The organism is Streptomyces specialis (assembly GCF_001493375.1).
In the GTDB taxonomy this organism is placed as follows: domain Bacteria; phylum Actinomycetota; class Actinomycetes; order Streptomycetales; family Streptomycetaceae; genus Streptomyces; species Streptomyces specialis.
In genome coordinates, this window is sequence record NZ_LN929894.1 from 324,550 (window position 1) to 347,021 (window position 22,472).

The window sequence follows — 22,472 nt, forward strand, 5'->3', positions numbered from 1 at the left end:
TCGGGGGCGGGCCTGACGCCGTTCCGGCCGCCGCCGGCGCGGGGTGCCCGGGCTGACGCGGGGAATGGCTTCGCGGTACCGTGCGTTGTCCTCTGCGTACGCGACACAGCGGAAGGGGTGCGGAGACGGTGCGAGATCCGCAGGAGTTGTTCGCATGGGACCCTGCCGGTCTGGCCCGGGTCGACGAGGTCACGGGTGGCGCGGAGAGCGCCGGGCCGGTGCTGCTGTACCACTTCGACGGATTCATGGACGCCGGTGAGGCCGGTGCCCAGCTCGTGGAGCTGCTCCTCGAAGGCCACGGGACGACGACCGTGGCCCGTTTCGACCACGACCGGCTCGTGGACTACCGCGCGCAGCGCCCCGGCATGACGTTCCACCGCGACCGGTGGACGGGGTACCAGGCCCCCAAGCTGGAGCTGCTCCTGGTGCACGACGCGACGCACCAGCCGTTCCTGGTCCTGACCGGGCCGGAGCCGGACGTGGAGTGGGAGGCGTTCTGCGCCGCCGTGCTGCGCATCGTGGAGCGGCTGAACGTCCGCCTGCTGATGACGTTCCACGGGATCCCGATGGGCGTCCCGCACACCCGCCCGGTCGGGCTGACCCCGCACGGCAACCGCGCGGATCTGATCCCCGGCCACCGCAGCGTGTTCGAGGAGGCGCAGGTCCCGGGCAGTGCCGCCGCCCTGCTGGAGCTGCGGCTCGTCGAGGCCGGGCACGACGCGATCGGCGTCGCCGCCCACGTGCCGCACTACGTCGCCCGTTCCCGCTACCCGGACGCCGCCCTCGTCGTCCTGGAGGCCGTCACGGCCGCCACCGGCCTGGTCCTGCCCGACGCCGCCCACGCGCTGCGCAGCCGGGCCCTGAAGACGCAGAACGAGATCGAACGGGAGCTGGCCGAGGGGGACTCCGAGTTGGTCGCCGTCGTGCGCGGCCTGGAGCAGCAGTACGACGCGATCGCGGGCGCCGCCAGCCGGGGCAGCCTGGTCGCGGAGCCCGTCGAGCTGCCGTCCGCGGACGAACTGGGCGCCGTCTTCGAGCGGTTCCTGGCCGAGCGCGAGGACGGGGACGGCGACCGGTAGCCTGCCCGCATGCTGAATGTGGGACTGACCGGCGGCATCGGGGCGGGCAAGAGCGAGGCCGTGCGGCTGCTGGCCGCGCGGGGCGCGGTGATCGTGGACGCGGACCGGATCGCGCGGGAGGTCGTCGCGCCGGGCACACCCGGACTGGCCGCAGTGGTCGAGGAGTTCGGCGAGGGGATCCTCACCCCGGACGGCGCGCTGGACCGCGAGCGGCTCGGCCGTATCGTCTTCGGCGACGATGCCAGGCGCCAGGCGCTCAACGCGATCGTCCACCCCCTGGTCGGTGCCCGTTCCGCCGAACTCCGCGACGCGGCACCGGCGGACGCGATCGTCGTGCACGACGTGCCGCTGCTGACGGAGAACGGTCTGCGCGACGCCTACGACGCGGTGGTGGTCGCGGACGCCGCCGAGGCGACCCGCCTGGACCGCCTCACCCGCCTGCGCGGCATGCCGGAACCGGACGCCCGCGCCCGTATGGCGGCCCAGGCCACGCGTGAAGCGCGCCTGGACATCGCGGACTTCGTCCTGGACAACGACGGCACGGTGGAGGACCTGACGCGCCAGGTGGACGCCCTGTGGATCCGCCTGGGCGAGTTGCGGACCGCCGTGGACGCGCGGCGCCGGTTCGCGACGCTGACCACGGCCCATGTGGCGGACGCCTGCGTCCGGGCCGGTGTCCGGGTGCGCTGCGCGTCCCGGCGGGCCGTGGAGCCCGGCGCCCGGGGGGCGGGCCGGGTGCTTCCCGCCCGGCACGTGGGCAGCGTCGACGTCTTCCTCGAAGCCTTCGAGGGCGCCACGCCCGGCGACGTGCTGGTGGTGGACAACGGTGGACGCACCGACGAGGCGTGCGTCGGGGCCCTCGCGGTGCTGGAAGCGGAGGCCGCGGGCCTGGCGGGCGTCGTCATCTGGGGTCTGCACCGCGACCCCGCCGACATCCGCGCGATCGGCCTGCCGGTCTTCAGCCTCGGCGCCCTGCCCACCGGACCGCTGCGCCTGGACCCGCGTCCGGCCGACGCGCTGTCGTCCGCCCGGGTGGGGGACTGGACGGTGACCCGCGACGACCTGGCCCTGGCCGACGACGACGGCGCCCTCTTCGTCCCGGCCGCCCGCGCCGACGAGCTCCTCACCCTCGCGGAGTCGATCCGGGACACCGAACGCCGCCAGGCGGACCGCATCCGCACCGGCACCACGCTGCGCGAGCAGGTCCGTTTCGCCGACTACCTGACGGCCCGCCGCGAACGGCCCTCCCTGTCCTTCCGCGAACACCTCCGCACGGTGGGCGCCGCGATCGAGGAATGACCGCCCGGACGCGGCCCGGACCCGGGCCGCGCCACCGTGGTGCGGCCGTCACCCCAGCCGGACGGGCAGCGCGGCCACACCGCGGAAGCGGGCGTTGGAGTACCAGCGCGGCGCCTCGCCGGGTCGCGCGAGGCGCAGGCCGGGGAAGCGCCGCAGCAGGTGGGTGAAGGCGATTCCGGCCTCCAGCCGTGCCAGCGGGGCGCCCAGGCAGTGGTGGATGCCGTGGCCGAACGCCAGGTGCCCGCCCGCGTCACGGGCGATGTCCAGCCCGTCCGGCTCGGCGAACCGGTCCGCGTCCCGGTTGGCGGAGGTCAGCGCGACGTGCACGAACGAACCGGCCGGGATCCGGGTCCCCGCGATGACGACGGGCTCCTCCGTGTAGCGCAGGGTCGCCAGATTGACCGGGCTCTCCCAGCGCAGGAACTCCTCGACCGCGCCGGGTATCAGTGCCGGGTCGGCGCGCAGCGCGGCCAGTTGCTCCGGGTGGGTCAGCAGCGCCCAGGCGCCGTTGGCGATGAGGCTGACCGTGGTCTCGTGGCCGGCGAGCAGCAGCAGGAAGGCCATTGAGATGACCTCCCGTTCGGAGAGCCGGCCTTCGTCGTCCCGTGCCCGTATCAGCTCCGACAGCAGGTCGTCGCCCGGCCGTTCGCTCTTGGCGTGCACCAGATCGGTCAGGTACCGGGCGGATTCCGCGAACGCCTCGCGGTCCCGGCCCGTCATCATGCCCGTGCCGCGCACCTGGAACGCGGCGCGGTCGGCGTAGGGGACGCCCAGCAGTTCGCAGATCACCATGATCGGCAGCGGCATCGCGAACGACTCGACCAGGTCCGTCTCGTCCGCCTCGTCCGTCGCGGCGGCGGCCATGGCGTCGAGCAGGCCGGTGGTGATCGCCTCGATCCGGGGCCGCAGTTCCGCGACGCGGCGGGTGGTGAACGCCCGGGTCACCAGCTTCCGCAGCCGGGTGTGGTCGGGCGGATCGGAGTTGAGCATGTGCGCGGGCAGCGCCGAGGCCGGACCGCCACCGGCCGGCGGTGTCCGGCCCAGGGCCCGCAGGAACGCCTCGTTCGCCGCGCCCTTGCGCAGGCGGGGATCGGCCAGGGCGGCCCGCGCCTCGGCGTATCCGGTGACGACCCAGCCTTTGACCCCGCCGGGGAAGACGACGTGCCGCGCGCCGCCCTCCTCGCGCCATCGCCGGTACGCGGGATGCGGATCCGCGAAGAACTCCTCGTCCCGCGCCTCGGGTTCACCCGCCGTCATCGCGCCCTCCCTGGTGTGGCGACCTCCGGCCAGGCCCGGACAGGGCCGTCCGGCGCGGTTGTTCGACAGCGAGCGATCCTAGGCGGTGCGGTGTCCGGCGGGTAGGGCGCCGGGAGGCCGCGCGAACGGTGGGCCATTGGCGTCCGGTTCGCTACCGTGGCGTCATGGACGTAGCATCCGCGGTCGCCCTGGTGTCGGTCGCCGCCGGGAGTGTCGCCACCGAGGCCGGGCGGCAGGCGTGGGAGTCGCTGGTGGCGCTGACCCGCCGCCTCGCGGGACGGGGTGAGCCCGATCCGGGGGACGAGGCGGCGGTGCGGGAGTTGACCGTACTGGTCGATCAAGAGGCGCGGGCGGACGGGGAGTTCGCCGCTGAGCTGGTGCGCTGGGCCGAGTCGCACGGGGGCGCGCTGGTGCGGCAGCGGCGGGTGGGGAACAGGGTCTCCGGCAACGCCCCCGTCCACGGCCACGTGATCCAGGCCGACACCATCCAGGGCGGCCTGCACTTCGGCGCCTAGCCGGCCGTCCGGCGTTTCCTCAGCCAGCGGGGCTGGTAGCGGCGCAGGCGGGGGAAACGGGCGTGCTGTTCGCGGGAGTAGCGGTCCAGTTCTTCCGCGAGGCGCAGGGACCGTTTCTCCATGTCGAGTTCGTCGAGCATCCGGTCCACGTCGGCGAGCAGCGATCCGTACAACTGCCAGTGGCGCGGGTGCTCCTGGACGGTTCCGAGCAGGATCTTGGCGATGTGCTCGCGGCTGGTGCGGGCCGCGTCCAGCTCGATCGCCAGGAACGATTCCGCCTCGTCGGCCTGGGCGCTGACCTGGCTGGTGATGAGGGTGGCGAAGCTGTCCACCGCCCCGGCCAGGTTGGCGAAGACCTCGCGCAGCGCGGGCGCGACGTCGGTGGCGAGGAGCGGTTCGTCGCCCCGGCGGGCGGCGAGGTCGGTGAGGCTGCGGGACATCGTGCGGAGGATGACCGCGCAGACCTCCAGGGTGTCCAGACCGGTGCGCAGCACGAGGCGCGTCATCAGCGGTTCCTTGACGCGGGGGTTGAACCGCAGGCTCTCCTCGGCCTGGATGATGGAGGCGTCGACGCGGGCGATGTCCTGGTCGAGTTCGCGGGCGCGTTCCAGCTTCTGCGCGACGCGCTGCACCGGCAGCCGTTCCTCCTCGGCCTCCTCGCCGAGCTGCACCAGCAACGTGCGCATGCGGTGGGCCTGTTGCTCGATGTCCTCGCTGGCGGAGCCGACCCAGACCGGCGGGACGAAGATGATGTTGAACAGCAGTCCGACCACGGCTCCGATGATGGTCTCGACCACCCGGTCGAGTGCCGTCTCCGCGATCTGCGTGACGCCGAGGACGAGCATGCCGCTGATCGCGACCTCGGGCACGAACTCGTCGACGCGGATCAGGTGTCCGACGACGAGCGAAGTGAGGATCAGCAGGCCCAGGCTGTACCAGGTCAGGCCGACGACGGAACTGAAGCCCGCCGAGACGAGGACGCCGGCCACCACGGCGACCACCCGGCGGACGCCGGTGGTGAGGGTGGCGAACAACGTGACCTGGACGACCAGCAGGGCGGTGAGCGGGGCCAGCAGCGGCGCGGTGACGTCGGTGAGCCACAGAGCGGCGAGGTAGGCGAAGGTGGCGGCGACCGAGGAGCGGAGCGTCTGCACCACGATGGGTTCTCTGCCCCGCTTCTTGGCGAGATCGATGATTTGCTCGGGTACATCCGGCACGCCTATGCCCCTTTCGCTGCAAAAGGCTCGAATCAACGAAAAAGATGTCATTACCCTCCCTGATCGGAGGTGAACCGGCTCGGCCCGGTTTCCTGATCGGCTGCGGAGCACCCATCCGGGGCAGCACGATGTGTCCGTGAGTGATGACGAAACGGAGCTGGTCGACCCGCATCACGTCATCCGGACGTCGCGTTCCGGCGGCCCGGTGTGGGTGATCGCCGACACGGAGGGGTGGCGGGCGAGGGAGCGCCGCCCCGAGACGCGGGCGTGCGAGCCGCTGTTCGTCGTGGCCGGGCGCGAGCCGGAGAGCCGGTGGCGGGTGCTGACGGACGGCGTGGTGATGCCGCGGAACGCCCGGGACCTGCTGGCGCAGGAGTGAGTCGGCGGGGAAGGTCCGGACGGCCGCCGCCGAGCGGCAGGACCGCGAGAAGCTGGACGAACTCGCCGTCCTCGGCAGCCGGTTCAGGATCGCCCGGGGAGAGGCGTTCGTCAGGTCGGGACCGGGCGGCCCGCAGCGGCCCGGGCCGGGCGACGCGGACGCGACGCCGATCGGGAAGGGTCGCGAGGCACCGTCACGGACGCGGGGGTTCCTGATCGATCCGTCGGCGGTGACGGGCGTGCACGGAGGTGGCGGACACGCCGCAGGCCGCCCGGGACGCGCTGCGGTCGCGTTTCACGGGCCTGCTGCCCGCCGAGCTGCGCCCGTCCGGGGGCGGCGAGCCGCCCCGGCCCGAGGAGTAGCCGCTGAGACCGGGCCGGGAGCGGCTGGACGACGAGCGACTCCAAGCCCTCGCCGGGGCCGCCGCCCGGTTGGCGCGCGAACGGCCGGACGGGGCCCGAGTGCTGGACCGCGTCCACCGGATCGTCCGGCCGGAGCGGATGATCCGCGTCGGCACGGACGGTCCCGAGCCGCCCAGGCCGCACGACCGGGACCCGGAGCTGCCGGTGGACGTGCGGATCGAGCGGGACCGCGCGCGGGGGATCGTGTACCTGGAGGACGACGTGGCGCGGGACGCGGGGCCGTCGCCGGACGCGGTCTAGCGGCTGGTGTCGATGACGCAGAAGCGGTTGCCCTCGGGATCGGCGAGGACGACGAAGTCGGGGGCCTCCGGGTACAGGGCCCAGTCCACCCGTCGCGCGCCCAGGGCGATCAGGCGTGCCACCTCGGCGGCCTGCTCGGCGGCGTCGGCCGCGTACAGGTCGAGGTGGACGCGGGGGTGCTCCTGCGCGGGCGAATCGCTCAGTCCGAGGGCGATCCCGGGCCCGGGGCGGCCGTCGGCGGGCACCAGCACCGTCCAGTCGTCCGCGATCCCGTCGCGCGGCGTGTAGGCGAGTGCCTCGATCCAGAACGCGGCGGCCCGCCGTACGTCCGCCGCGCCCAGCACGATGGTTCCGATGCTCAGCATGGGCCGATGGTAGGCCGGGTGCGAGAGTGGGGCCATGCGACTGGAGGCGATCACCTGGGAGCGGCTGACCGAGGAGCTGGCCGGGCGTGTGGCGGAAACGCCCCCCGCCGGGGGCGGGACGTGGGTACGGGTCCTGGTCGACGGGGCCGCGGCGGCGCGACCGGGCGTGCTGGCGGGGGAGTTGGCGCAGGCACTGCGGCTGCGGGGACGGCCCGCGCTGGTGGTGGGGGCGGACGGTTTCCTGCGCGCGGCGTCGTTGCGCTTCGAGCACGGGCGGCGGGACGCGGACGCGTTCCACGATCTGTGGCTGGACACGGGCGCGTTGTGGCGGGAGGTCTTCACGCCGCTGGAACCGGGCGGCAGCGGGCGGGTGTTGCCGGATCTGTGGGACGCGGAACGGGACCGGGCCACCCGCAGTCCGTACGTTCACCTGCCCGCCGGTGGCGTGCTCCTGCTGCACGGGGCGCTGCTGCTCGGGCGGTGGTTCCCCGCCGATCTGACCGTTCATCTGAGCCTGTCGCCGGGGGCGTTGGCGCGCCGGACGCCGCCGGAGGAGCGCTGGACGCTGCCCGCGTTCGCCCGGTACGAGGAGGAGGTCGGGCCGGGGGCGGTGGCCGATGTGGTGGTGCTGTCTCTTGTATACATCTGCCGCCTCCGACACAGACGGTGGTGACGACTGCCGCCGGGGCTCCCCAGGGGGGGGGGGGGGGGGGGGGGGGGGGGGGGGGGGGGGGGGGCCGGGGGGGGGGTGGGGGGGGGCCGGGCCGAATCGGTCCGAACTGGTCCGTAGGGTCCGCCCCGCCTGCCAGACTTGGCGCTCGCAAGGACGGCGAGCGGTGAACGGGCGGTGGCGTGACGGTGGATGACGTGGTCAGGCCCTACACCTCGGACGAGGTGCTGCACGCGGTGGCGCTGATCCAGGCGCACATCGCGGAGGACGAAGAGGCCGTCGCGGCCCTCCAGGACGAGAGCGAGGAGAGCGCCCGGCAGTGCGCGCGGGCGATGTTCGCGCTGGCGCACGTCATCATCTTCGGCCAGGTGATCCCCGAGATGTGGGTCATCAAGGAAAACCTGGACTTCGGGCACACCAGTCACGTGCCGGAGCTGAACCTCGCCATCCACGTGCTGAAACGGATGGAGGAGCGGATCTCGCTGGCCCATGTCCACCCGGTGGTGGGGGCGTTGTCGGCGGGCGACGTGATGGACCTGATCATCCAGTGCACGGGCACGAAGATGGAGGACGTGCCCGCGTTCCTCGACGCCGTGCGGGAACGGACGCTGCGCTCCTCTGAGTTCTGAGGCGTTCCGGTCCTCAGCGGCCGGGTACGTAGTGGCGCGGGTCGTTCCGGTGGGGGAGCGGCGGCAGGTTGCGGGCGGGGGTCTCCACGAGCGGGGCGTCGGCCGGGACGCGGCCCCGGGCGCGGCGCCAGGCGTCCCGGGCACGGGGGTGGAAGCGGTACTCGAAGGGGACCAGGCGCCAGCCGTGGCGCACGGCCCGGCCGAGCAGCCGCAGTCGGCGCTCGTCGCGGTCGGTCCAGGTGAAGCCGAGACGCTCGCGGACGGCCGGGTGGTAGATGCCGGCGGTCAGCCAGAGCAGGAGGCGGGCGGCGGGGCGCCGCGCCGCGGGGCCTGTCTCCTTTACACATTGGCCGGCGGCGGCCGAGGGGGAAGGGGGGAGCTCCGGTGTCGGCGTGTACATCGCGATGAGACACCGACGGGGCCCGCGACGCGCTGCTGACCGGGCTGCGGCTCCAGCTCGCCGACCCGGCCACCGCGCACCGCGAGGACGTGGGCCAGCTCGTGACGCACCTGGCGACGCTGGACCGGGGCACCCGCGCGCCGGCCCACCTCCTCGCCCTCTATCCGGCCTCCGCCGCCGCCATCGCCGCCCTGCCCGCCTGCGCCGGGTGCTGGTCGTGCGACGCGCCCGGCCTGTGCGACACCGGCAGCGCGGGCGGCGCCCTCGTCTCCCATTACGGCGCGGCCACCCCGCACGCCGACGAGCTGGCCGGGCACCTCCCGCTGCTGGCCGCCGCGGGCGAGCCCGCCGCCCTGGGGCGCGGCGCGCGGTACGCGGGGCAGGTGTGGGAGCGGCAGGACCGTGTCGAGGAGGCGGTCCGGCTCTGGCACTGGGCGCTGGACCAGGGGGCGCGCGATCCGGTGATCTTCAACCGTCTGTCGATGCACCACGAGCGCCGCCACGACCACGCCACGGCCCTGGCCGTGTGCGAGCGGGCGCTCGCCACCCGTCCGGAGACCGGCACCGCCCGCGCCACCTGGGACGCGATCACGCGCCGGGCGTCCCGCTGCCGCCGCCACCTGGCGGCGGTCGGCCGGGGCGGGACCCCGCCGCTGCGGGGGACGGCCGTAAGGGGATCTTGTTCCGCGCGGTGCCGTGGGGTGCCGCGCGGTACCGGGCGGGTGCCCGGGGCGCGGCGTGTCGAGACGAGGAGGCCGGTGGTGGCGGAGTCGGAGCGGGACCTGGAGGAGATGCCGCTGGAGTGGCGGCGGGCGCTGGCGATCGTCGCGCATCCCGACGACCTGGAGTACGGGGCCGCCGCCGCCGTCGCGGAGTGGACCGACGCGGGCCGCGAGGTCGCGTATCTGCTCGTCACCCGGGGTGAGGCCGGGATAGACACCCTCGCGCCCGGCGAGAGCGCCCGGGTCAGGGAGGCCGAGCAGATCGCCAGTGCGGCGGTCGTCGGCGTCGGCTCCGTGGAGTTCCTGGACCACCGGGACGGCGTGATCGAGGAGGGTGTCGCGCTCCGCCGCGATCTCGCCGCCGCGATCAGGAGGCACCGGCCGGAGCTGCTGATCACCCTGAACCACCGTGACACCTGGGGCGACCGCCGCTTCTGGAACACCCCGGACCACCGCGTCGTCGGCCGGGCGGTCCTCGACGCGGCGGGGGACGCGGGCAATCGCTGGATCTTCCCCGAGCAGCTCACCGGGACCGGGGACGCGGAGGGCGGGAACGGAAGCGGTGGCGGCCTGGAGCCCTGGGACGGCGTGCGGTGGGTCGCGGTGGCGGGCTCCCCGGAGGCCACCCACGCTCAGGCGGTCGGCGCGTCCGCCATGGCCCGCGCCGAGGCGTCGCTGGCCGCTCACCGGGCGTATATCGCGGCGCTCACCGATCAGGACCCGGCCGACTACGCCCGGGAGCTGCACGCGGAGATGGCCGACGCCGTCGCGACCCGGTTCGGCGGGCGCCGGGGCGTCGCTTTCGAGGTTTTTCCACGGTGAACAACGGCTCCGGAAGTGGTGCTCACCACAGGCTTTCAGTGGCCTACTAGGCGCCCTAGGAGCCGAATAGGACAAAGGGCCGGGACTTTGGTCCCGGCCCGCCGGGAATTCCGGCGGGGGAACCGGTCGACTTTCGGTTCCCGGCGGGATTGCCCAGGTGGGAGCGGTGCAGGTGGGAGCCGGTGGGCGCCGGGGCCGTGCGGGGGGCGCCCGGAGCGGTTTCCCGGGGCGCCGCCAGGGGGCTTATTTCCTCGGAATTCACTACGGGCCGGCCTAGTAATAGCGCTGCTTGTCGGGGCCGAACCGGGCGGTTATCAATGAACTCGTCCGGCCGGTTCGGTCGGTTTCCCCGAGAGTCAGAGGTAATCCCCCATGCCGAGCACCACCACCATGAACCGCGCCCCCAAGACCGCCCGTATCCGCGCCCGTGCCGCTGCCGTCGTGACGGCCGGCGTGTGCGCCTCGGTGGCCCTGACGGGTGCGGCGGTGGCGGCTGAGGGCGCCCACGCCGACGTGTTCGCCGCGCAGACCGCCACCACCCTCGCCGAGGCCACCCAGGCCCAGGCCGAGGCGCAGGAGAAGGCCGCGGACGCCGCCGAGAAGAAGGCCGCCGCCGAGGCCGAGGCCCAGGAGAAGGCGTGGGTCTCCCCGATCTCCGGTGACTACGCGCTGTCCGCGACCTACGGCAACAGCGGCGACCGCTGGGCCTCGACCCACAGCGGTCAGGACTTCGCCGTGCCGTCCGGCACCGAGGTCCACTCGGTCCACAGCGGCACCGTCGTCAAGGCCGGCGGCAACGGCGCCGGCGACGGCCCCGCGTACGGCAACGCCATCGTGATCAAGCACTCCGACGGCACCTACACCCAGTACGCGCACCTGTCGAAGATCGAGGTCAAGGTCGGCCAGACCGTCTCCACCGACCAGGAGATCGGCCTCTCCGGCAACACCGGTAACAGCAGTGGCCCCCACCTGCACTTCGAGGTCCGGACCACGCCCGACTACGGCTCGGCCATCGACCCCATGAAGTTCCTGCGCGACCACGACGCCGACGTGTGAGCCGACCGGCACCTCAGCCGGTGAGCGCGGCGGCCCGCTGCCTGCGGCACTCCGCCGCGAGCGCCGGACGGGCCGCCGCGATCGCGCCGACAATCCGCCCGGTGAGCAGCCGACGGCCTTCCGTCCGGCCGCGACCGGGCGGCAGCGCTTCCAGCAGCAGCGTCAGCTGGGCCGGCGAGTCCCGCAGATACTCCACCCGCCGGCGGGCCGGCTCGCCGGGGGACGCCGACTCGGCCGAGGCCGGGCTCGGCCGGTGCCCCCAGGAGCGCGTGGCCCGCCGCGCGTCCCGTGGATTCCGGTGCCGGTCCGCGCGGTCCGCCGGCTCCGGCGGGGACAGCCGCGGCAGCTCGGCGGGCGCGGTCCGGATCGCCTCCAGGGCCTCGTCGCGCCGCCTGGGCATGGCCGCCCCCGCCCTCGCCGCCCGGCGCCGCCGCGGCCCGCGGGCCGCGAGGAACGCCGGCCGCCGCTCGGCCTCCCCGACCCGCGCCACCGGATAGAGCGCCTCCGGCGCCGCCACATCCGGCCCGCCCCGGAACGCGCGCGGCGGGAACGGCGTTCACCCCCGTGCCCGCAGGGCGTCGGCCGAGCAGTACGACCCGGGGCGGGCGGCCGGGGTCAGCTCCTCGGGCCGCGCCGTCGTCGCCCCCTCCCGTTCCCGGAGGTCATGCCCAGGCGGCGCCTGACCGGAACCCTCAGAACATCGGCCGCGGCAGGACCCCCTCCAGCGCCAGCAGGGCCCGCTTCGTCTCCAGACCCCCGCCGAAGCCGCCTATGCCCCCGTCCGCCGCCCCCCCCCCCCCGCCCCGCCCCCCCCCCCCCCCCCCCCGCCCGCCCCCCCCCCCCCCCCCCGCCCGCGCCACGTCCTCGACATCACCGGGATGCCCCGGCCTCCCGCGCAGCGCCGCGTGCCACAGGGGGGCGGGGAGGCGGCGCAGCGCGGGAGGCCGGGGCATCCCGGTGATGTCGAGGACGTCGCGGGCGGGCTTGTTGTCCTCCAGGCCCTCGCGGCACATGTGGTCGTAGTAGGCGAGGAAGGCGTCCCAGTCGGGCGGGACGGGCCGCATGCTCATGCCGTACAGGCGCCACCACTGGATCGTCTCGGTGTAGTAGCGCCGCTTGTCCTCCTCGGTGAGCGGGGTGCCGAAGTACTCGGCGACCAGGACGGGGACGAGGACGAAGGTGGCGTGGGCCCAGAAGAAGGTGTCGGGGTCGAGGGCGTGGTACCGGCGGCCGTGCCGGTCGGTGCCCTTGATCGTGAGGTGGTAGTCCCGCACTGCGCGGGCGGTGGCGGGGGCGCGGTCCCCGTCGTAGATGACTCCGGCTATCGGGTAGAGCGAGCGGAAGAAGCGCTGGGAGCGTTCCTCGAAGAAGCGGGAGTGCTCGGCGACGCCCGCGCCGAGGTGCGGATGCATGTTCTGCATGGAGCCAGCCCAGAGGGAGAGCAGATTGCCGCGCCAGTCGCTGAAGAGGCGCCAGGTGAGGGAGTCCGGGCCGAGGGGCTGGGGCGCGGGTGGTGGGGAGGCGGGCTGCTGCTCGGTCACGGGTGACTCCTTCGCGGCTCGGCCCAGACTGATGACGGGTGTCGTCAGGTTAGGATCCGGGGCAGCGGTCGTCAACGTTCCGGAGAGTGCCGTTCCATGACGCAGGAGCCACCGGCCGCGCGGACCACCTGGGCAGGCACGACGCTCGACGCCCGCCGCGCCGCCCGCCGTCGCGCCCTCCTCGACACGGCGCTGGACCTCGCGGGGACGGACGGCTGCGCGGCGGTGACCGTGCGGTCGATGTGCCGCACGGCGAAACTCACCGACCGGTACTTCTACGAGTCGTTCGCCTCCCGGGACGATCTGCTGCTCGCGCTCTACGACGAGGTCGCGGCCGAGGCGCTGGCCGCGCTGCGGGCGGCGTCCCCGGACACGCGGGCCGCCGTCGAGGGCTTCCTCGCCGTCCTCGCCGACGACCCGCGCAAGGGGCGGGTGCTGCTGCTGGAACCCCTGACGGACCCGGTGCTGGGGCGCCGGGGCAGCGAACTCATGCCCGTCTTCGCGGATCTGGTCGGCGCCCACCTCGGCATCGACCCCGTCGCGCCGGACACCCGGATGACGGCCACCGCGATCATCGGCGCCCTGACCAGCCTCTTCACCCGGTGGCTGGAGGGCGCCCTGCAGGCCGACCGGGAGCGGCTGACGGCGTACTGCGTGCGGCTGCTCAACGCCGCGGCGGCGCTCGCCCTGCCCCCGGAGGAGCCCGGCGCGGTGACCTGACGGCCTGTCACCGCGCGGGAGCCCGCCGGGGACAGCCCCGGGGGCGCTGTCAGTGCCCGGCGATAGCGTGTCCGTCATGGAGCGCATCGAGACAGCCGAGATCCCCGGCCGGTCGGGTCCCGCCGCCACCGCAGAGGTCCGGCCGCGAGGGGTGGGGCCCGTCCGCATGACGTACGCACCGGATCCGGACGGCGACCCGGATCCCGGGGAGATCGTCTGGACCTGGGTGCCCTACGAGGAGAACGACGGGCGGGGCAAGGACCGGCCCGTGCTCGTCGTCGCCCGTGAGGAGGCGCGGGACACCGTCCTCGCCGTCCAGCTCTCCAGCCGCGACCGGGCCGGCGACGCCGAGTGGCTGCCGCTCGGCTCCGGCCCCTGGGACCGCTCCGGAAGGGACTCGTGGGTGGACCTGGAGCGCGTCCTGCGCGTGCACCCCGGCGGCATGCGGCGCGAGGCGTGCGCCCTGGACCGCGCGCGGTTCGGCCGCGTGACGCGGAGCCTCCGGTCCCGTCACGGCTGGCGCTGAGCCCATGCCCCACGCCATACCCACCGGCCTGGTGGCGGACCGCTTCGTCGTGCTCGACTGCGAGACGACCGGGTTCAGCCCCGAGCGCGGCGACCGCATGGTCTCCCTCGCCCTGGTCACCGTCGAGCGCGGTGTCATCACCGAGCGCTGGACCAGCCTGGTCGACCCCGGCCGCGACACCGGTCCGGTCCACATCCACGGCATCACCAACGCCGAGGCCGCCGCGGCCCCACGCTTCGCCACCCTCGTGCCGGAAATCCTGCGTCGGCTCGACGGCGCCGTCCTCGTCGCGCACAACGTCGGCTTCGACCTGCGTTTCCTCTCCATGGAGCTGGAGCTGGCCGGCACCGACCGCCTCCCCGAGATCGCGCTCGACACGCTGCGGCTGGCCCGGCGCTTCCTGCCCGAGCTGGACAATCACCGGCTGACCACGTGCGTCGCCGCCCTCGGCATCCCGCACCGCGCCCACCGGGCGGACTCCGACGCCGAGGTCACCGCCGTCCTCCTCACCGAGCTGCTGCGGCGCGCCGCCGAGGACGGGCACACGGATTTGAGCCGGCTCAGCGCCCCGGCCGAGGATGTGCTGCGGCAGGAGCGCCGCAAGCGCGTGCGCTGCGACGCCGAGACCGAGGGCCTCACCACCGGGCACCGGGAGGCGCATCTCGTCATCGCCGAGTGGTGGGGCGGCGCCGGCGGCTGGCTGGCCGCGCTGGAGACCCTGCGGGCCGAGGGGTGCCCGGAGGCGGGGCGGCTGTGGGGCTGGTTCGGCGGCATGCTCTGCGGCGAGACGTCCGTCTTCGGCCCGCCCAGCCCGGTCAGCAGGGTTTCCCCGGGCAGGTGTTGCCGGAGCTGGCGGCGTCCGGATCACCGACCCGCACGGCCAGCTCCCGGTACCCGACCACACTGCCGAACGGCACCGACGCCGCCAGCTCCCGCAACACCTGCCCGGTGAAACCGGAGACCAGCGACCAGTCCAGCGGCAGCCGGAAATCCTTCAGCCCGCCCGCGAAATACGCCTCCAGCTCGGCGACCGCCCGCGCCAGCACCGGATCGCTCCCCGGCTCCCCGGCCGGGACCGGCCGCACCCCCAGACCGGCCGCCAGCCCGGCCAGGGCGGCACGGACCGCGCGCTCCCCGGCATGGAACCCCACCCGCACCAGGCCGACCCCGGTGGCTGCGAGGAACAGCGGCCCGATCGGCGTCTCCCGCACCACCCACGAACACTGTGTGTCACCCCTCATGCCCGGAAGCGTACGGGGAGCCACTGACAGCGGCGGGGTGCCGTCAGCGGGCCGAGGAGTCCGCGCCCTCCAGGGCGGCCAGGACGATGTCCGGGTAGTTCGTGATGACGCCGTCCACCCCGAGCGCCGCCGCCTGCTGCGCCGTCGGCCCGTCGTTCACCGTCCAGGTCTGCACCACCACCGGCTCGCCGTGCGGCCCGACGGCCGACTGGAGCGCCGCCACGTAGTCGGCCGTCAGGTCGCCGACGCGCGGGTTGATCTGGTCGGCGAAGGCCGCGTACTCGGCGATGTCCGCGACGTCCGGCGTGCCGATGAAACCGGTCGCCACCTCGGGTGCCAGCTCGTGCACGGTTCGCACCGACCCGGCGTCGAAGCTCTGCACCACCAGCCGGTCCCCGGGGCGCGCCTCCCGCAGCCAGCCCTCGGCCTCCAGCACGGCGAGGATCTCCTCCTCGATGCCCGGGTACAGCTCCGGCCCCTTCATCTCCAGCAGCAGCCGCTGCCCGTTCGCGTCCAGCCGGTCCAGGAACTCCGCCAGCGTCGGGACCCGCTCACCGGCGAACTCCTCGCCGAACCAGCTTCCCGCGTCCAGCCGCGCGATCTCCTCGGCCGTGAAGTCCGAGACGTTCCACGGCGCCCGGTCGGGGAACACCTCCTCGACGTCGGTGGTCCGCTCCAGCGTCGTGTCGTGCAGCAGGACCAGCTCCCCGTCGGCCGTCCGCTGGACGTCCGTCTCGACCCAGACGGCGCCCCGCTCGGCCGCCTCGTCGGCGGCGGGCAGCGTGTTCTCCGGCGCGTAGCCGGAGGCGCCCCGGTGCGCGACGACCGACGGGCCGGACAGCGGGACCACCGGCGCGGTCGCGGCGGCCGGCCCGGTGGGGGCGCCGTCGTCGGTGGCGGCCGTGCCGAGGACGGGGACCGCCCAGAGGACGGCCAGGCCCAGCAGCCACCGGGCCCAGTCGGCGGCGGATGTGTGCGGCATGGGGGGACTCCTCGCTTCCGTGCGGGGCCGGACGCCGGAAGACTCCCCGCCGGGCGGAAACGGGCGGGGTCGGAGGCGGTTACCGCGAGCTGAACAGCGTGGGACCGTCGGCCGGTGGGACCCGGTTGTCAGTGGCGGGCCGTACGGTGGAGTGCATGCGGCCCGTTTCCAAGATCGAACGCACCACGGCACCCTTCGAGGTCGTCAGTCAGTACCGGCCCAGCGGCGACCAGCCGGCGGCCATCGACGAGCTGGAGAAGCGGGTCACGGCAGGTGAGAAGGACGTCGTGCTGCTCGGCGCGACCGGCACCGGCAAGTCGGCCACCACCGCGTGGATGATCGAGCGCCTCCAGCGGCCGACGCTGGTCATAGCGCCGAACAAGACGCTGGCCGCCCAGTTGGCGAACGAGTTCCGCGAGCTCCTGCCGAACAACGCGGTGGAGTATTTCGTCTCCTACTACGACTACTACCAGCCGGAGGCGTACGTCCCGCAGACGGACACCTACATCGAGAAGGACTCCTCGATCAACGAGGAGGTCGAGCGGCTGCGCCACAGCGCGACGAACTCGCTGCTCACCCGCCGCGACGTCGTCGTGGTCGCCTCCGTCTCCTGCATCTACGGCCTGGGCACCCCCCAGGAGTACGTGGACCGGATGGTGCCGCTGAAGGTCGGCCAGGAGATCGACCGCGACGCGCTGCTGCGCCGCTTCGTCGACATCCAGTACACGCGGAACGACATGGCGTTCACCCGCGGCACCTTCCGGGTCCGCGGCGACACCATCGAGATCTTCCCGGTGTACGAGGAGCTGGCCGTCCGCATCGAGATGTTCGGCGACGAGATCGAGGCGCTGTCCACGCTCCACCCGCTGACGGGCGAGGTGATCTCGGACGACGACCACCTCTATGTCTTCCCCGCCTCGCACTACGTGGCCGGCCCCGAGCGCATGGAGCGCGCCGTCGCGGGCATCGAGGCCGAGCTGGCCGCGCGGCTGGCCGTCCTGGAGCAGCAGGGCAAGCTCCTGGAGGCCCAGCGGCTGCGGATGCGCACCACCTACGACATCGAGATGATGCGGCAGATCGGCACCTGCTCCGGCATCGAGAACTACTCGCTCCACATCGACGGCCGCGAGACCGGCACCCCGCCGCACACCCTCCTGGACTACTTCCCGGACGACTTCCTGCTGGTCATCGACGAGTCGCACAACACGGTGCCCCAGATCGGCGCCATGTTCGAGGGCGACGCCTCGCGCAAGCGGGTCCTGGTCGAGCACGGCTTCCGGCTGCCGTCCGCGATGGACAACCGGCCGCTGAAGTGGGAGGAGTTCCTGGAGCGGATCGGCCAGACGGTGTACCTGTCGGCCACCCCCGGCGCGTACGAGCTGTCCCGGGGCGACGGTGTGGTGGAGCAGATCATCCGCCCCACCGGCCTCATCGACCCGGAGGTCGTGGTCAAGCCCACCGAGGGCCAGATCGACGACCTCGTGCACGAGATCCGGGTTCGGGCCGAGAAGGACGAGCGCGTTCTCGTCACCACGCTCACCAAGAAGATGGCCGAGGACCTCACCGACTACTTCCTGGAGCTCGGCATCCGCGTGCGGTATCTGCACAGCGACGTGGACACCCTGCGCCGCGTGGAGCTGCTGCGGGAGCTGCGCTCCGGCGAGTTCGACGTCCTCGTCGGGATCAACCTGCTGCGGGAGGGCCTGGACCTTCCCGAGGTGTCGCTGGTGGCCATCCTCGACGCCGACAAGGAAGGCTTCCTGCGGTCGGGCACGTCGCTGATCCAGACGATCGGCCGGGCCGCGCGGAATGTGTCGGGCCAGGTCCACATGTACGCCGACCGGGTCACCCCGGCGATGGACCGGGCCATCGACGAGACGAACCGCCGCCGGGCCCGGCAGATCGCGTACAACGAGGCGCACGGCATCGATCCCCAGCCGCTGCGCAAGAAGATCAACGACATCGTCGCCACGATCGCCCGCGAGGAGGTCGACACCCGGGAGCTGCTCGGCAGCGGGTACCGGCAGCCGGGCGAGGCCAGGAAGGGCAAGGCGCCGGTGCCGACCGCGGGCACCAGGCGCGCGCCGAAGGAGCTGACCGACCGCCCGGTCGCCGAGCTGGCCGAGACGATCGAGCAGCTCACCGAGCGGATGCGGGCCGCCGCGGCGGAGCTGCAGTTCGAGATCGCCGCGCGGCTGCGCGACGAGGTGTCCGACCTGAAGAAGGAGCTGCGTCAGATGCGAGAGGTCGGCCTGAAGTGAGTGTGAACCTGAGCAAGGGACAGGCCATCAGCCTGGAGAAGTCCGGTGGTGGCGGCCTGTCCACGGTCCGGATGGGTCTGGGCTGGCAGGCGGCGGCCCGCAAGAAGGGCGGGCTGCTGAAGCGGCTGATGGGCGGCGGGGACATCGACCTGGACGCCTCGGCCGTGCTGTTCTCCGGGGGGAACGCGGAGGACGTCGTCTATTTCGGGAAGCTCAGCGACGACGCGAACTCCGTCCTCCACACCGGGGACAATCTGACGGGCGGCGCCGGGCAGGAGGACGACGAGTCGATCGTCGTCATGCTGTCGCGGCTGCCGCAGCGGATCGACCAGATCGTCTTCACGGTGAATTCGTTCACCGGGCAGACCTTCACCGAGGTGGAGCGCGCGTTCTGCCGGCTGCTGGACGAGGACACCGGGGAGGAGCTGGCCCGGTACACCCTGGCGGGCGGCGGCTCCTCCACGGCGATGATCATGGCGAAGGTGCGCCGCCAGGGCGCCGGATGGCAGATGACCGCGATCGGCGCCCCGGCGACCGGCCGCACGTTCCAGGATCTGCTGCCCGCGATCACCCCGCACCTGTAGCGGCCCGGGGCGTCAGGGCGCGGTCACCGTCACCTCGGCCCGCCGCGACCTGTCGCCGACCGTCACCTCGACGGTCACCGTGCCGGGGCGCCGCGCGGTCAGCTCCCCCGTGGCCGGGTCGAGGGCGGCGATGTGCCGCCCTCCCGCGCTGTCCGGGTCGCCCATGTGCAGCCCGGACGAGCCGGACCAGTCCGCGCTGACCGGGAAGGCCACCGGCACCTCGCGGACCGTGCCGTCCGCCGCGTCCTGCGTCACCGTGGCCGTGACCCGGTCCGTCGCGCCCACGGTCAGCGCCGGGGGCGCGGCGAGCGTCAGCCCGTCCACGTGCGGCCTGGTCTCCACCGACAGCCGGTCCGCAGCGGTGGGGACGGCCGGGTGCGGGGCCGCGTCCGCCCGGTCGACGCCGACGAGAGTCCAGCCGGTGAAGCCGCCCTCGTCCGGCGGTGCGGCGGGGGCCGTTCCGGCGCTGCCGCCGACGACGTAGGGCACGCCCTCCAGGTGGTAGGCGTCGAAGACTCCGGCGTGCGCGCCGATGAACGCGACGCCCTTGCCCGTGTCCCGCCGGAACCCGGACAGCCATGTCTCCAGCAGGGCCGCCTCCCGGCGGTCGGTGAGCCGGCCGGCCGGCCGCGCCGTGGGGTCCCTCGGCGGGACGTGCCCCAGCACCACCACCGAGCCGATCGCCGGGTCCCGGGCGGCGTCGTCCAGCAGCGTCCGCAGCTCCCGGATCTGCTCGTACCCGCCGCCGCGCAGCGTGAGGGACGATGTGTCCAGGGTGATGAACCGGGTGCCCCGGTGGTCGAACGTCCGGTGCGCGGGGCCGAACTCCTCCTCGAACGGGCCGATCGACCCGCCCGTCACCTCGTGGTCGCCCGGCACGTAGTACCAGGGCAGATCGGGCCCTAGTTCCTCCTCGATCACGCGCCGGGCGAACGCCAGATCCTCCGGTGTGCCCTCGTCCACCCAGTCGCCGTTGACGACGACGAAGTCGGGGTCGGCGGCCCTGACCTCCCGCAGCGTCCGGCGCGCGGACGCCACCGGGGCGCCGTCCGGGTCCCCGGCGACGAGCCGCGCGTCCGACACCACCGCGAACCGCCAGTCCCGTGCCGCGACCTCCGCGCCCGGCGCCACCAGCGGATCGGCGGGCGCGGGCTCCTCGGGCAGCGGCACCTCCGCGGGGGCGTGCGCCCGCAGGCCGTCGAGGACGACCCGGCCGGTGTAACGCTGGTCCGGGCGCGTCTCCGCGAGGTAGAGGCGCCGCACCGACACGGGGAACGCCAGGCCCTCCGGCACGTCGAACGTGACCTGCCGCCACCCCTCCCACGTGATGTGCGGCGCGCGCAGCACCTGGGAGGTGCCGTGGGCGTCGGTGAGCTGGAGGGAGGGCCAGGCGCCGTGGCCGTCGCCGTCGATCCACAGCGTGAAGCTCTGGGGCTGCCCGGGGACGGGGATGTCGGCGGGCGGTGTGGCGTACGCGGCGCGGGTGGCGGTGCTCAGCCCGAAGTCGTACGTCATGGCCAGCGCCGCCCCGTCGTGCCCCTCGGGTTCGGGGGCGAGCGAGCCGGCGGCCCGCGCCTGGGTGAACGTCCACGCGCCGGCGTCGTCGAAGTCCGCGACGGCGGTCTCCTCCAGGCCGACGGTGACGGCCAGCGTGGTGGTGATCCCGGCGACGGTCACGGTGATCGTCCCGGAGGCGGCCGGATCGTCCGGGGCGGTGGGGGCGGCGGTGACGCGGAAGCCGCCGCGCGCCGGGTCCGGCTCGACGGTGAACAGGGAGGTGTCGTAGGCGAGGGTGGCGTCGGCCGGTTCGACGGGCGCCGTGTTCCCGGCCGCGTCGTGGCCGACCAGGCCGAACGTGGCCGCGGCGGTGGCGTCCGCGAGCCCGAGACGGCGGGTGGTGGGTGTGACGCGGGTCAGCTCCCCGAGCACGGTCAGCTCCAGCGAGCCGGTCGCCCGCCCTCCGGTCGCGGCCTCGGCGGTGACGGCCGTGGTGCCGGGGCGGGCGGCGTGGAAGACGCCGTCAACGTCCACCCGGCCCACGGCGGGCCGGTCGGCGCGCCACCGCACGGCACCGGCCTCGGCGGGGCCATAGGTCTCGTCGTGGGGTGTGGCCGTCAGCCGCCGGGTCAGGCCGGGGAAGACGCGGTCGGGGTGGCCGCCCGGCACGGCGTCGGCGGTGGGGGCGGTGGCCGGGTCGACGGCGGTGGCCACGCGGAACCCGGCCGGGACGCCACTGCCCTCGGGTGCGGTGACCGCGAGCCCGTTGGGCACCTCGCGCTCCTGCCCGTCCGAGGGGCTGTTGACCAGGTGCGGAGCCGGGTCGCCCGGGGCGCGGGCCAGGAGGGTGGTGGAGCCGCCGCCGTCGAGGTTGAGGGCGCTCCAGGCACCGAGGTCGGCCATCATCACGGCCAGCTCGGTCAGGGTGGTGCCGCCGGAGTGCTCCTGGCGGCCGTCCACGGTCAGGACGAACATCTCCTGGCCGTCGCGGGAGAAGCCGACGGCGGTGCGCGGCGCGGTGGCGTTGTTCGGCCGGCCCTCCCAGTCCTGCGGCGCGCCGTCGACGACCAGCACGCCGCGCCCGCCGACCGCCGTGCCGGGCAGGGGCCCGCCGTCGCCGGTCGTGGCGTCGTACTCGACGGCGACGGGGTCGCCGGCGTCGAGCGTCGCGAGGGTCGCGGCTCCGGCCTCGCGGCCGAGGAGCACCGTGGCGCCGTCCGGGACCGGGCCCCGGCCGGGCTTGTCCGAGACGGTGGTGACCTCGCCGTCCTCGACCACGACCTCGGTCACGTCGTCGGCACCGGCCACGGCCGGCGCCCGGTCGGCCTCGCCCCACCGGGCGGTGTACAGGCCGATACCGCCCTCGGGCACGCCCGCCGCGTTGTAGCCGTCGAGGTCCGCCTCGCCGGTGGGCAGCGTCAGGGTGCCGTCGAAGTACACGTCCAGGACGCGGCCGGCGCCGTCCGGGCCGATGCCCACGGCCTCCACGGCGGTGCCCGTGCCGGAGTGGACCAGCTCGCCGCCGGAGATGCCGGGGCCGAGCGGGGCGCTGGAGCCGTTGATGTCGAAGAAGTCACCGTTGATCGCGGCCACGACGGCGCGGCCCTCGCCCGGGTCGTGGGCGGCGACCAGCTCGCTGAGCGGCGCGGCGGCGGCGACGGCCTCGGGGGCGAGGTGATCGACGCGCAGGTCGCTCGTCAGGTCGATGCTCAGCGCCTGGGCGCTCAGCCACTTGTCGGACTCCAGGCGCTGGAACGTCGTCAGCTCGGCGCCCGGCGCGATCGTCTGGTCCGTGCGCGACAGTTGCATGCCGTCGCGCTCGGCGATCGTGGCCGGGACGGCCGGGGGAGCGGCGCCGGACGCCTCCGGCGGCACCGGGACGGCCGCCAGCGCCGCCGCGACGGCGACCAGGGCGAGTGAACGGGCGCGGACCCGGCGACGACAGTGGACCCCGGCGACGGCGGCTCCCGGCATGGGCGGCTCCCTCGGACGCTGGCGCCGTCCGCGCGGCGAGCGCGGCCGGCGGCTCAGCGTCCCAGGGGAGGAGC

At 74.3% G+C, this 22,472-nt stretch carries 22 protein-coding genes and 2 pseudogenes; 15 read left to right on the forward strand and 9 right to left on the reverse strand.

The window, feature by feature from the left end; all coding sequences use genetic code 11:
* The first annotated feature begins 128 nt into the window (after window positions 1-128).
* Window positions 129-1,079: a proteasome assembly chaperone family protein gene (locus BN2279_RS13535; RefSeq protein WP_059009249.1), complete on the forward strand. Its 951-nt coding sequence runs from the start codon at window positions 129-131 to the stop codon at window positions 1,077-1,079.
* 9 nt (window positions 1,080-1,088) lie between these two features.
* Window positions 1,089-2,378 (forward strand): dephospho-CoA kinase, encoded by a 1,290-nt coding sequence (gene coaE / locus BN2279_RS27720; protein ID WP_079032134.1) that lies wholly within the window; start codon window positions 1,089-1,091, stop codon window positions 2,376-2,378.
* A gap of 48 nt (window positions 2,379-2,426) precedes the next feature.
* Here the strand turns inward: coaE and BN2279_RS13545 are convergent, their stop codons facing one another.
* Entirely contained in the window at window positions 2,427-3,635 is a 1,209-nt protein-coding gene (locus BN2279_RS13545; RefSeq protein WP_059009251.1) for a cytochrome P450 family protein, read from the reverse strand.
* Between the two features lie 164 nt (window positions 3,636-3,799).
* On the opposite strand from BN2279_RS13545, the gene BN2279_RS13550 reads away from it, so the two are divergent.
* Window positions 3,800-4,150, forward strand: coding sequence for a hypothetical protein (locus tag BN2279_RS13550; RefSeq protein WP_059009253.1), 351 nt, complete (start codon window positions 3,800-3,802; stop codon window positions 4,148-4,150).
* Here BN2279_RS13550 and BN2279_RS13555 read toward each other — a convergent pair.
* Window positions 4,147-5,367 carry an FUSC family protein gene (locus tag BN2279_RS13555; protein ID WP_059009256.1) on the reverse strand — a complete coding sequence of 407 codons (1,221 nt, stop codon included), beginning with the start codon at window positions 5,365-5,367 and terminating at the stop codon, window positions 4,147-4,149. The two genes, BN2279_RS13550 and BN2279_RS13555, sit on opposite strands and share 4 nt — an antisense overlap.
* 136 nt (window positions 5,368-5,503) lie before the next feature.
* Here BN2279_RS13555 and BN2279_RS31035 point away from each other — a divergent pair, with 136 nt between their 5' ends.
* The 3 genes and pseudogenes from BN2279_RS31035 (at window position 5,504) to BN2279_RS13565 (ending at window position 6,408) form a co-directional block, all read left to right on the forward strand.
* On the forward strand, window positions 5,504-5,746 hold the full coding sequence (locus BN2279_RS31035; RefSeq protein ID WP_159037218.1) for a DUF5954 family protein: 243 nt from the start codon (window positions 5,504-5,506) through the stop codon (window positions 5,744-5,746).
* 25 nt (window positions 5,747-5,771) lie between these two features.
* Window positions 5,772-5,978, forward strand: a pseudogene (locus BN2279_RS31485) (DUF5954 family protein); the annotation flags it as partial.
* A gap of 154 nt (window positions 5,979-6,132) precedes the next feature.
* On the forward strand, window positions 6,133-6,408 hold the full coding sequence (locus BN2279_RS13565; protein ID WP_324612835.1) for a DUF5954 family protein: 276 nt from the start codon (window positions 6,133-6,135) through the stop codon (window positions 6,406-6,408).
* On the opposite strand, the gene BN2279_RS13570 is transcribed toward BN2279_RS13565, so the two are convergent.
* Window positions 6,405-6,773: a VOC family protein gene (locus BN2279_RS13570; protein ID WP_059009664.1), complete on the reverse strand. Its 369-nt coding sequence runs from the start codon at window positions 6,771-6,773 to the stop codon at window positions 6,405-6,407. The two genes, BN2279_RS13565 and BN2279_RS13570, sit on opposite strands and share 4 nt — an antisense overlap.
* 34 nt (window positions 6,774-6,807) lie before the next feature.
* Between BN2279_RS13570 and BN2279_RS13575 the strand changes: the two genes are divergently transcribed.
* Window positions 6,808-7,446, forward strand: a complete 639-nt coding sequence (locus BN2279_RS13575) for a nucleoside/nucleotide kinase family protein (RefSeq protein WP_059009261.1) — start codon at window positions 6,808-6,810, stop codon at window positions 7,444-7,446.
* Between the two features lie 179 nt (window positions 7,447-7,625).
* The gene (locus BN2279_RS13580) at window positions 7,626-8,072 is read left to right on the forward strand and encodes a DUF6224 family protein (protein WP_059009263.1); all 447 of its coding nucleotides are present in this window, start codon (window positions 7,626-7,628) and stop codon (window positions 8,070-8,072) included.
* Window positions 8,073-8,085: 13 nt separating this feature from the next.
* Here BN2279_RS13580 and BN2279_RS13585 read toward each other — a convergent pair whose 3' ends face one another.
* Window positions 8,086-8,472, reverse strand: coding sequence for an oxygenase MpaB family protein (locus tag BN2279_RS13585; RefSeq protein WP_059009265.1), 387 nt, complete (start codon window positions 8,470-8,472; stop codon window positions 8,086-8,088).
* Window positions 8,473-9,263: 791 nt separating this feature from the next.
* Between BN2279_RS13585 and BN2279_RS13590 the strand changes: the two genes are divergently transcribed.
* On the forward strand, window positions 9,264-10,016 hold the full coding sequence (locus BN2279_RS13590) for a PIG-L deacetylase family protein (protein ID WP_059009667.1): 753 nt from the start codon (window positions 9,264-9,266) through the stop codon (window positions 10,014-10,016).
* Between the two features lie 372 nt (window positions 10,017-10,388).
* A complete protein-coding gene (locus tag BN2279_RS13595; RefSeq protein WP_059009267.1) occupies window positions 10,389-11,072 on the forward strand; it encodes a M23 family metallopeptidase in 684 nt (227 codons plus the stop codon).
* A 13-nt stretch (window positions 11,073-11,085) separates the two neighbouring features.
* On the opposite strand, the gene BN2279_RS13600 is transcribed toward BN2279_RS13595, so the two are convergent.
* Entirely contained in the window at window positions 11,086-11,589 is a 504-nt protein-coding gene (locus tag BN2279_RS13600; RefSeq protein ID WP_059009269.1) for a hypothetical protein, read from the reverse strand.
* Between the two features lie 175 nt (window positions 11,590-11,764).
* Window positions 11,765-12,613, reverse strand: coding sequence for an oxygenase MpaB family protein (locus BN2279_RS13605; RefSeq protein ID WP_059009271.1), 849 nt, complete (start codon window positions 12,611-12,613; stop codon window positions 11,765-11,767).
* A gap of 96 nt (window positions 12,614-12,709) precedes the next feature.
* Between BN2279_RS13605 and BN2279_RS13610 the strand changes: the two genes are divergently transcribed.
* The 3 genes from BN2279_RS13610 (at window position 12,710) to BN2279_RS30615 (ending at window position 14,811) form a co-directional block, all read left to right on the forward strand.
* Window positions 12,710-13,333 carry a TetR/AcrR family transcriptional regulator gene (locus tag BN2279_RS13610; protein ID WP_059009273.1) on the forward strand — a complete coding sequence of 208 codons (624 nt, stop codon included), beginning with the start codon at window positions 12,710-12,712 and terminating at the stop codon, window positions 13,331-13,333.
* A 76-nt stretch (window positions 13,334-13,409) separates the two neighbouring features.
* Window positions 13,410-13,859 (forward strand): type II toxin-antitoxin system PemK/MazF family toxin, encoded by a 450-nt coding sequence (locus BN2279_RS13615; RefSeq protein WP_059009669.1) that lies wholly within the window; start codon window positions 13,410-13,412, stop codon window positions 13,857-13,859.
* A 4-nt stretch (window positions 13,860-13,863) separates the two neighbouring features.
* Window positions 13,864-14,811, forward strand: a complete 948-nt coding sequence (locus BN2279_RS30615; RefSeq protein WP_059009275.1) for a 3'-5' exonuclease — start codon at window positions 13,864-13,866, stop codon at window positions 14,809-14,811.
* A 31-nt stretch (window positions 14,812-14,842) separates the two neighbouring features.
* Here BN2279_RS30615 and BN2279_RS27725 read toward each other — a convergent pair.
* Window positions 14,843-15,100, reverse strand: a pseudogene (locus tag BN2279_RS27725) (methylated-DNA--[protein]-cysteine S-methyltransferase); the annotation flags it as partial.
* A gap of 43 nt (window positions 15,101-15,143) precedes the next feature.
* Window positions 15,144-16,082: a glycerophosphodiester phosphodiesterase gene (locus tag BN2279_RS13625; protein ID WP_059009277.1), complete on the reverse strand. Its 939-nt coding sequence runs from the start codon at window positions 16,080-16,082 to the stop codon at window positions 15,144-15,146.
* Between the two features lie 155 nt (window positions 16,083-16,237).
* Between BN2279_RS13625 and uvrB the strand changes: the two genes are divergently transcribed.
* Window positions 16,238-18,343 (forward strand): excinuclease ABC subunit UvrB, encoded by a 2,106-nt coding sequence (gene uvrB / locus BN2279_RS13630; protein WP_059009279.1) that lies wholly within the window; start codon window positions 16,238-16,240, stop codon window positions 18,341-18,343.
* A complete protein-coding gene (locus BN2279_RS13635; RefSeq protein ID WP_059009280.1) occupies window positions 18,340-18,927 on the forward strand; it encodes a TerD family protein in 588 nt (195 codons plus the stop codon). The genes uvrB and BN2279_RS13635 overlap by 4 nt, the downstream gene beginning before the upstream one ends.
* Before the next feature lie 12 nt (window positions 18,928-18,939).
* Here BN2279_RS13635 and BN2279_RS13640 read toward each other — a convergent pair whose 3' ends face one another.
* Window positions 18,940-22,398 (reverse strand): phosphodiester glycosidase family protein, encoded by a 3,459-nt coding sequence (locus BN2279_RS13640; protein ID WP_079032137.1) that lies wholly within the window; start codon window positions 22,396-22,398, stop codon window positions 18,940-18,942.
* Window positions 22,399-22,472: the final 74 nt, after the last annotated feature.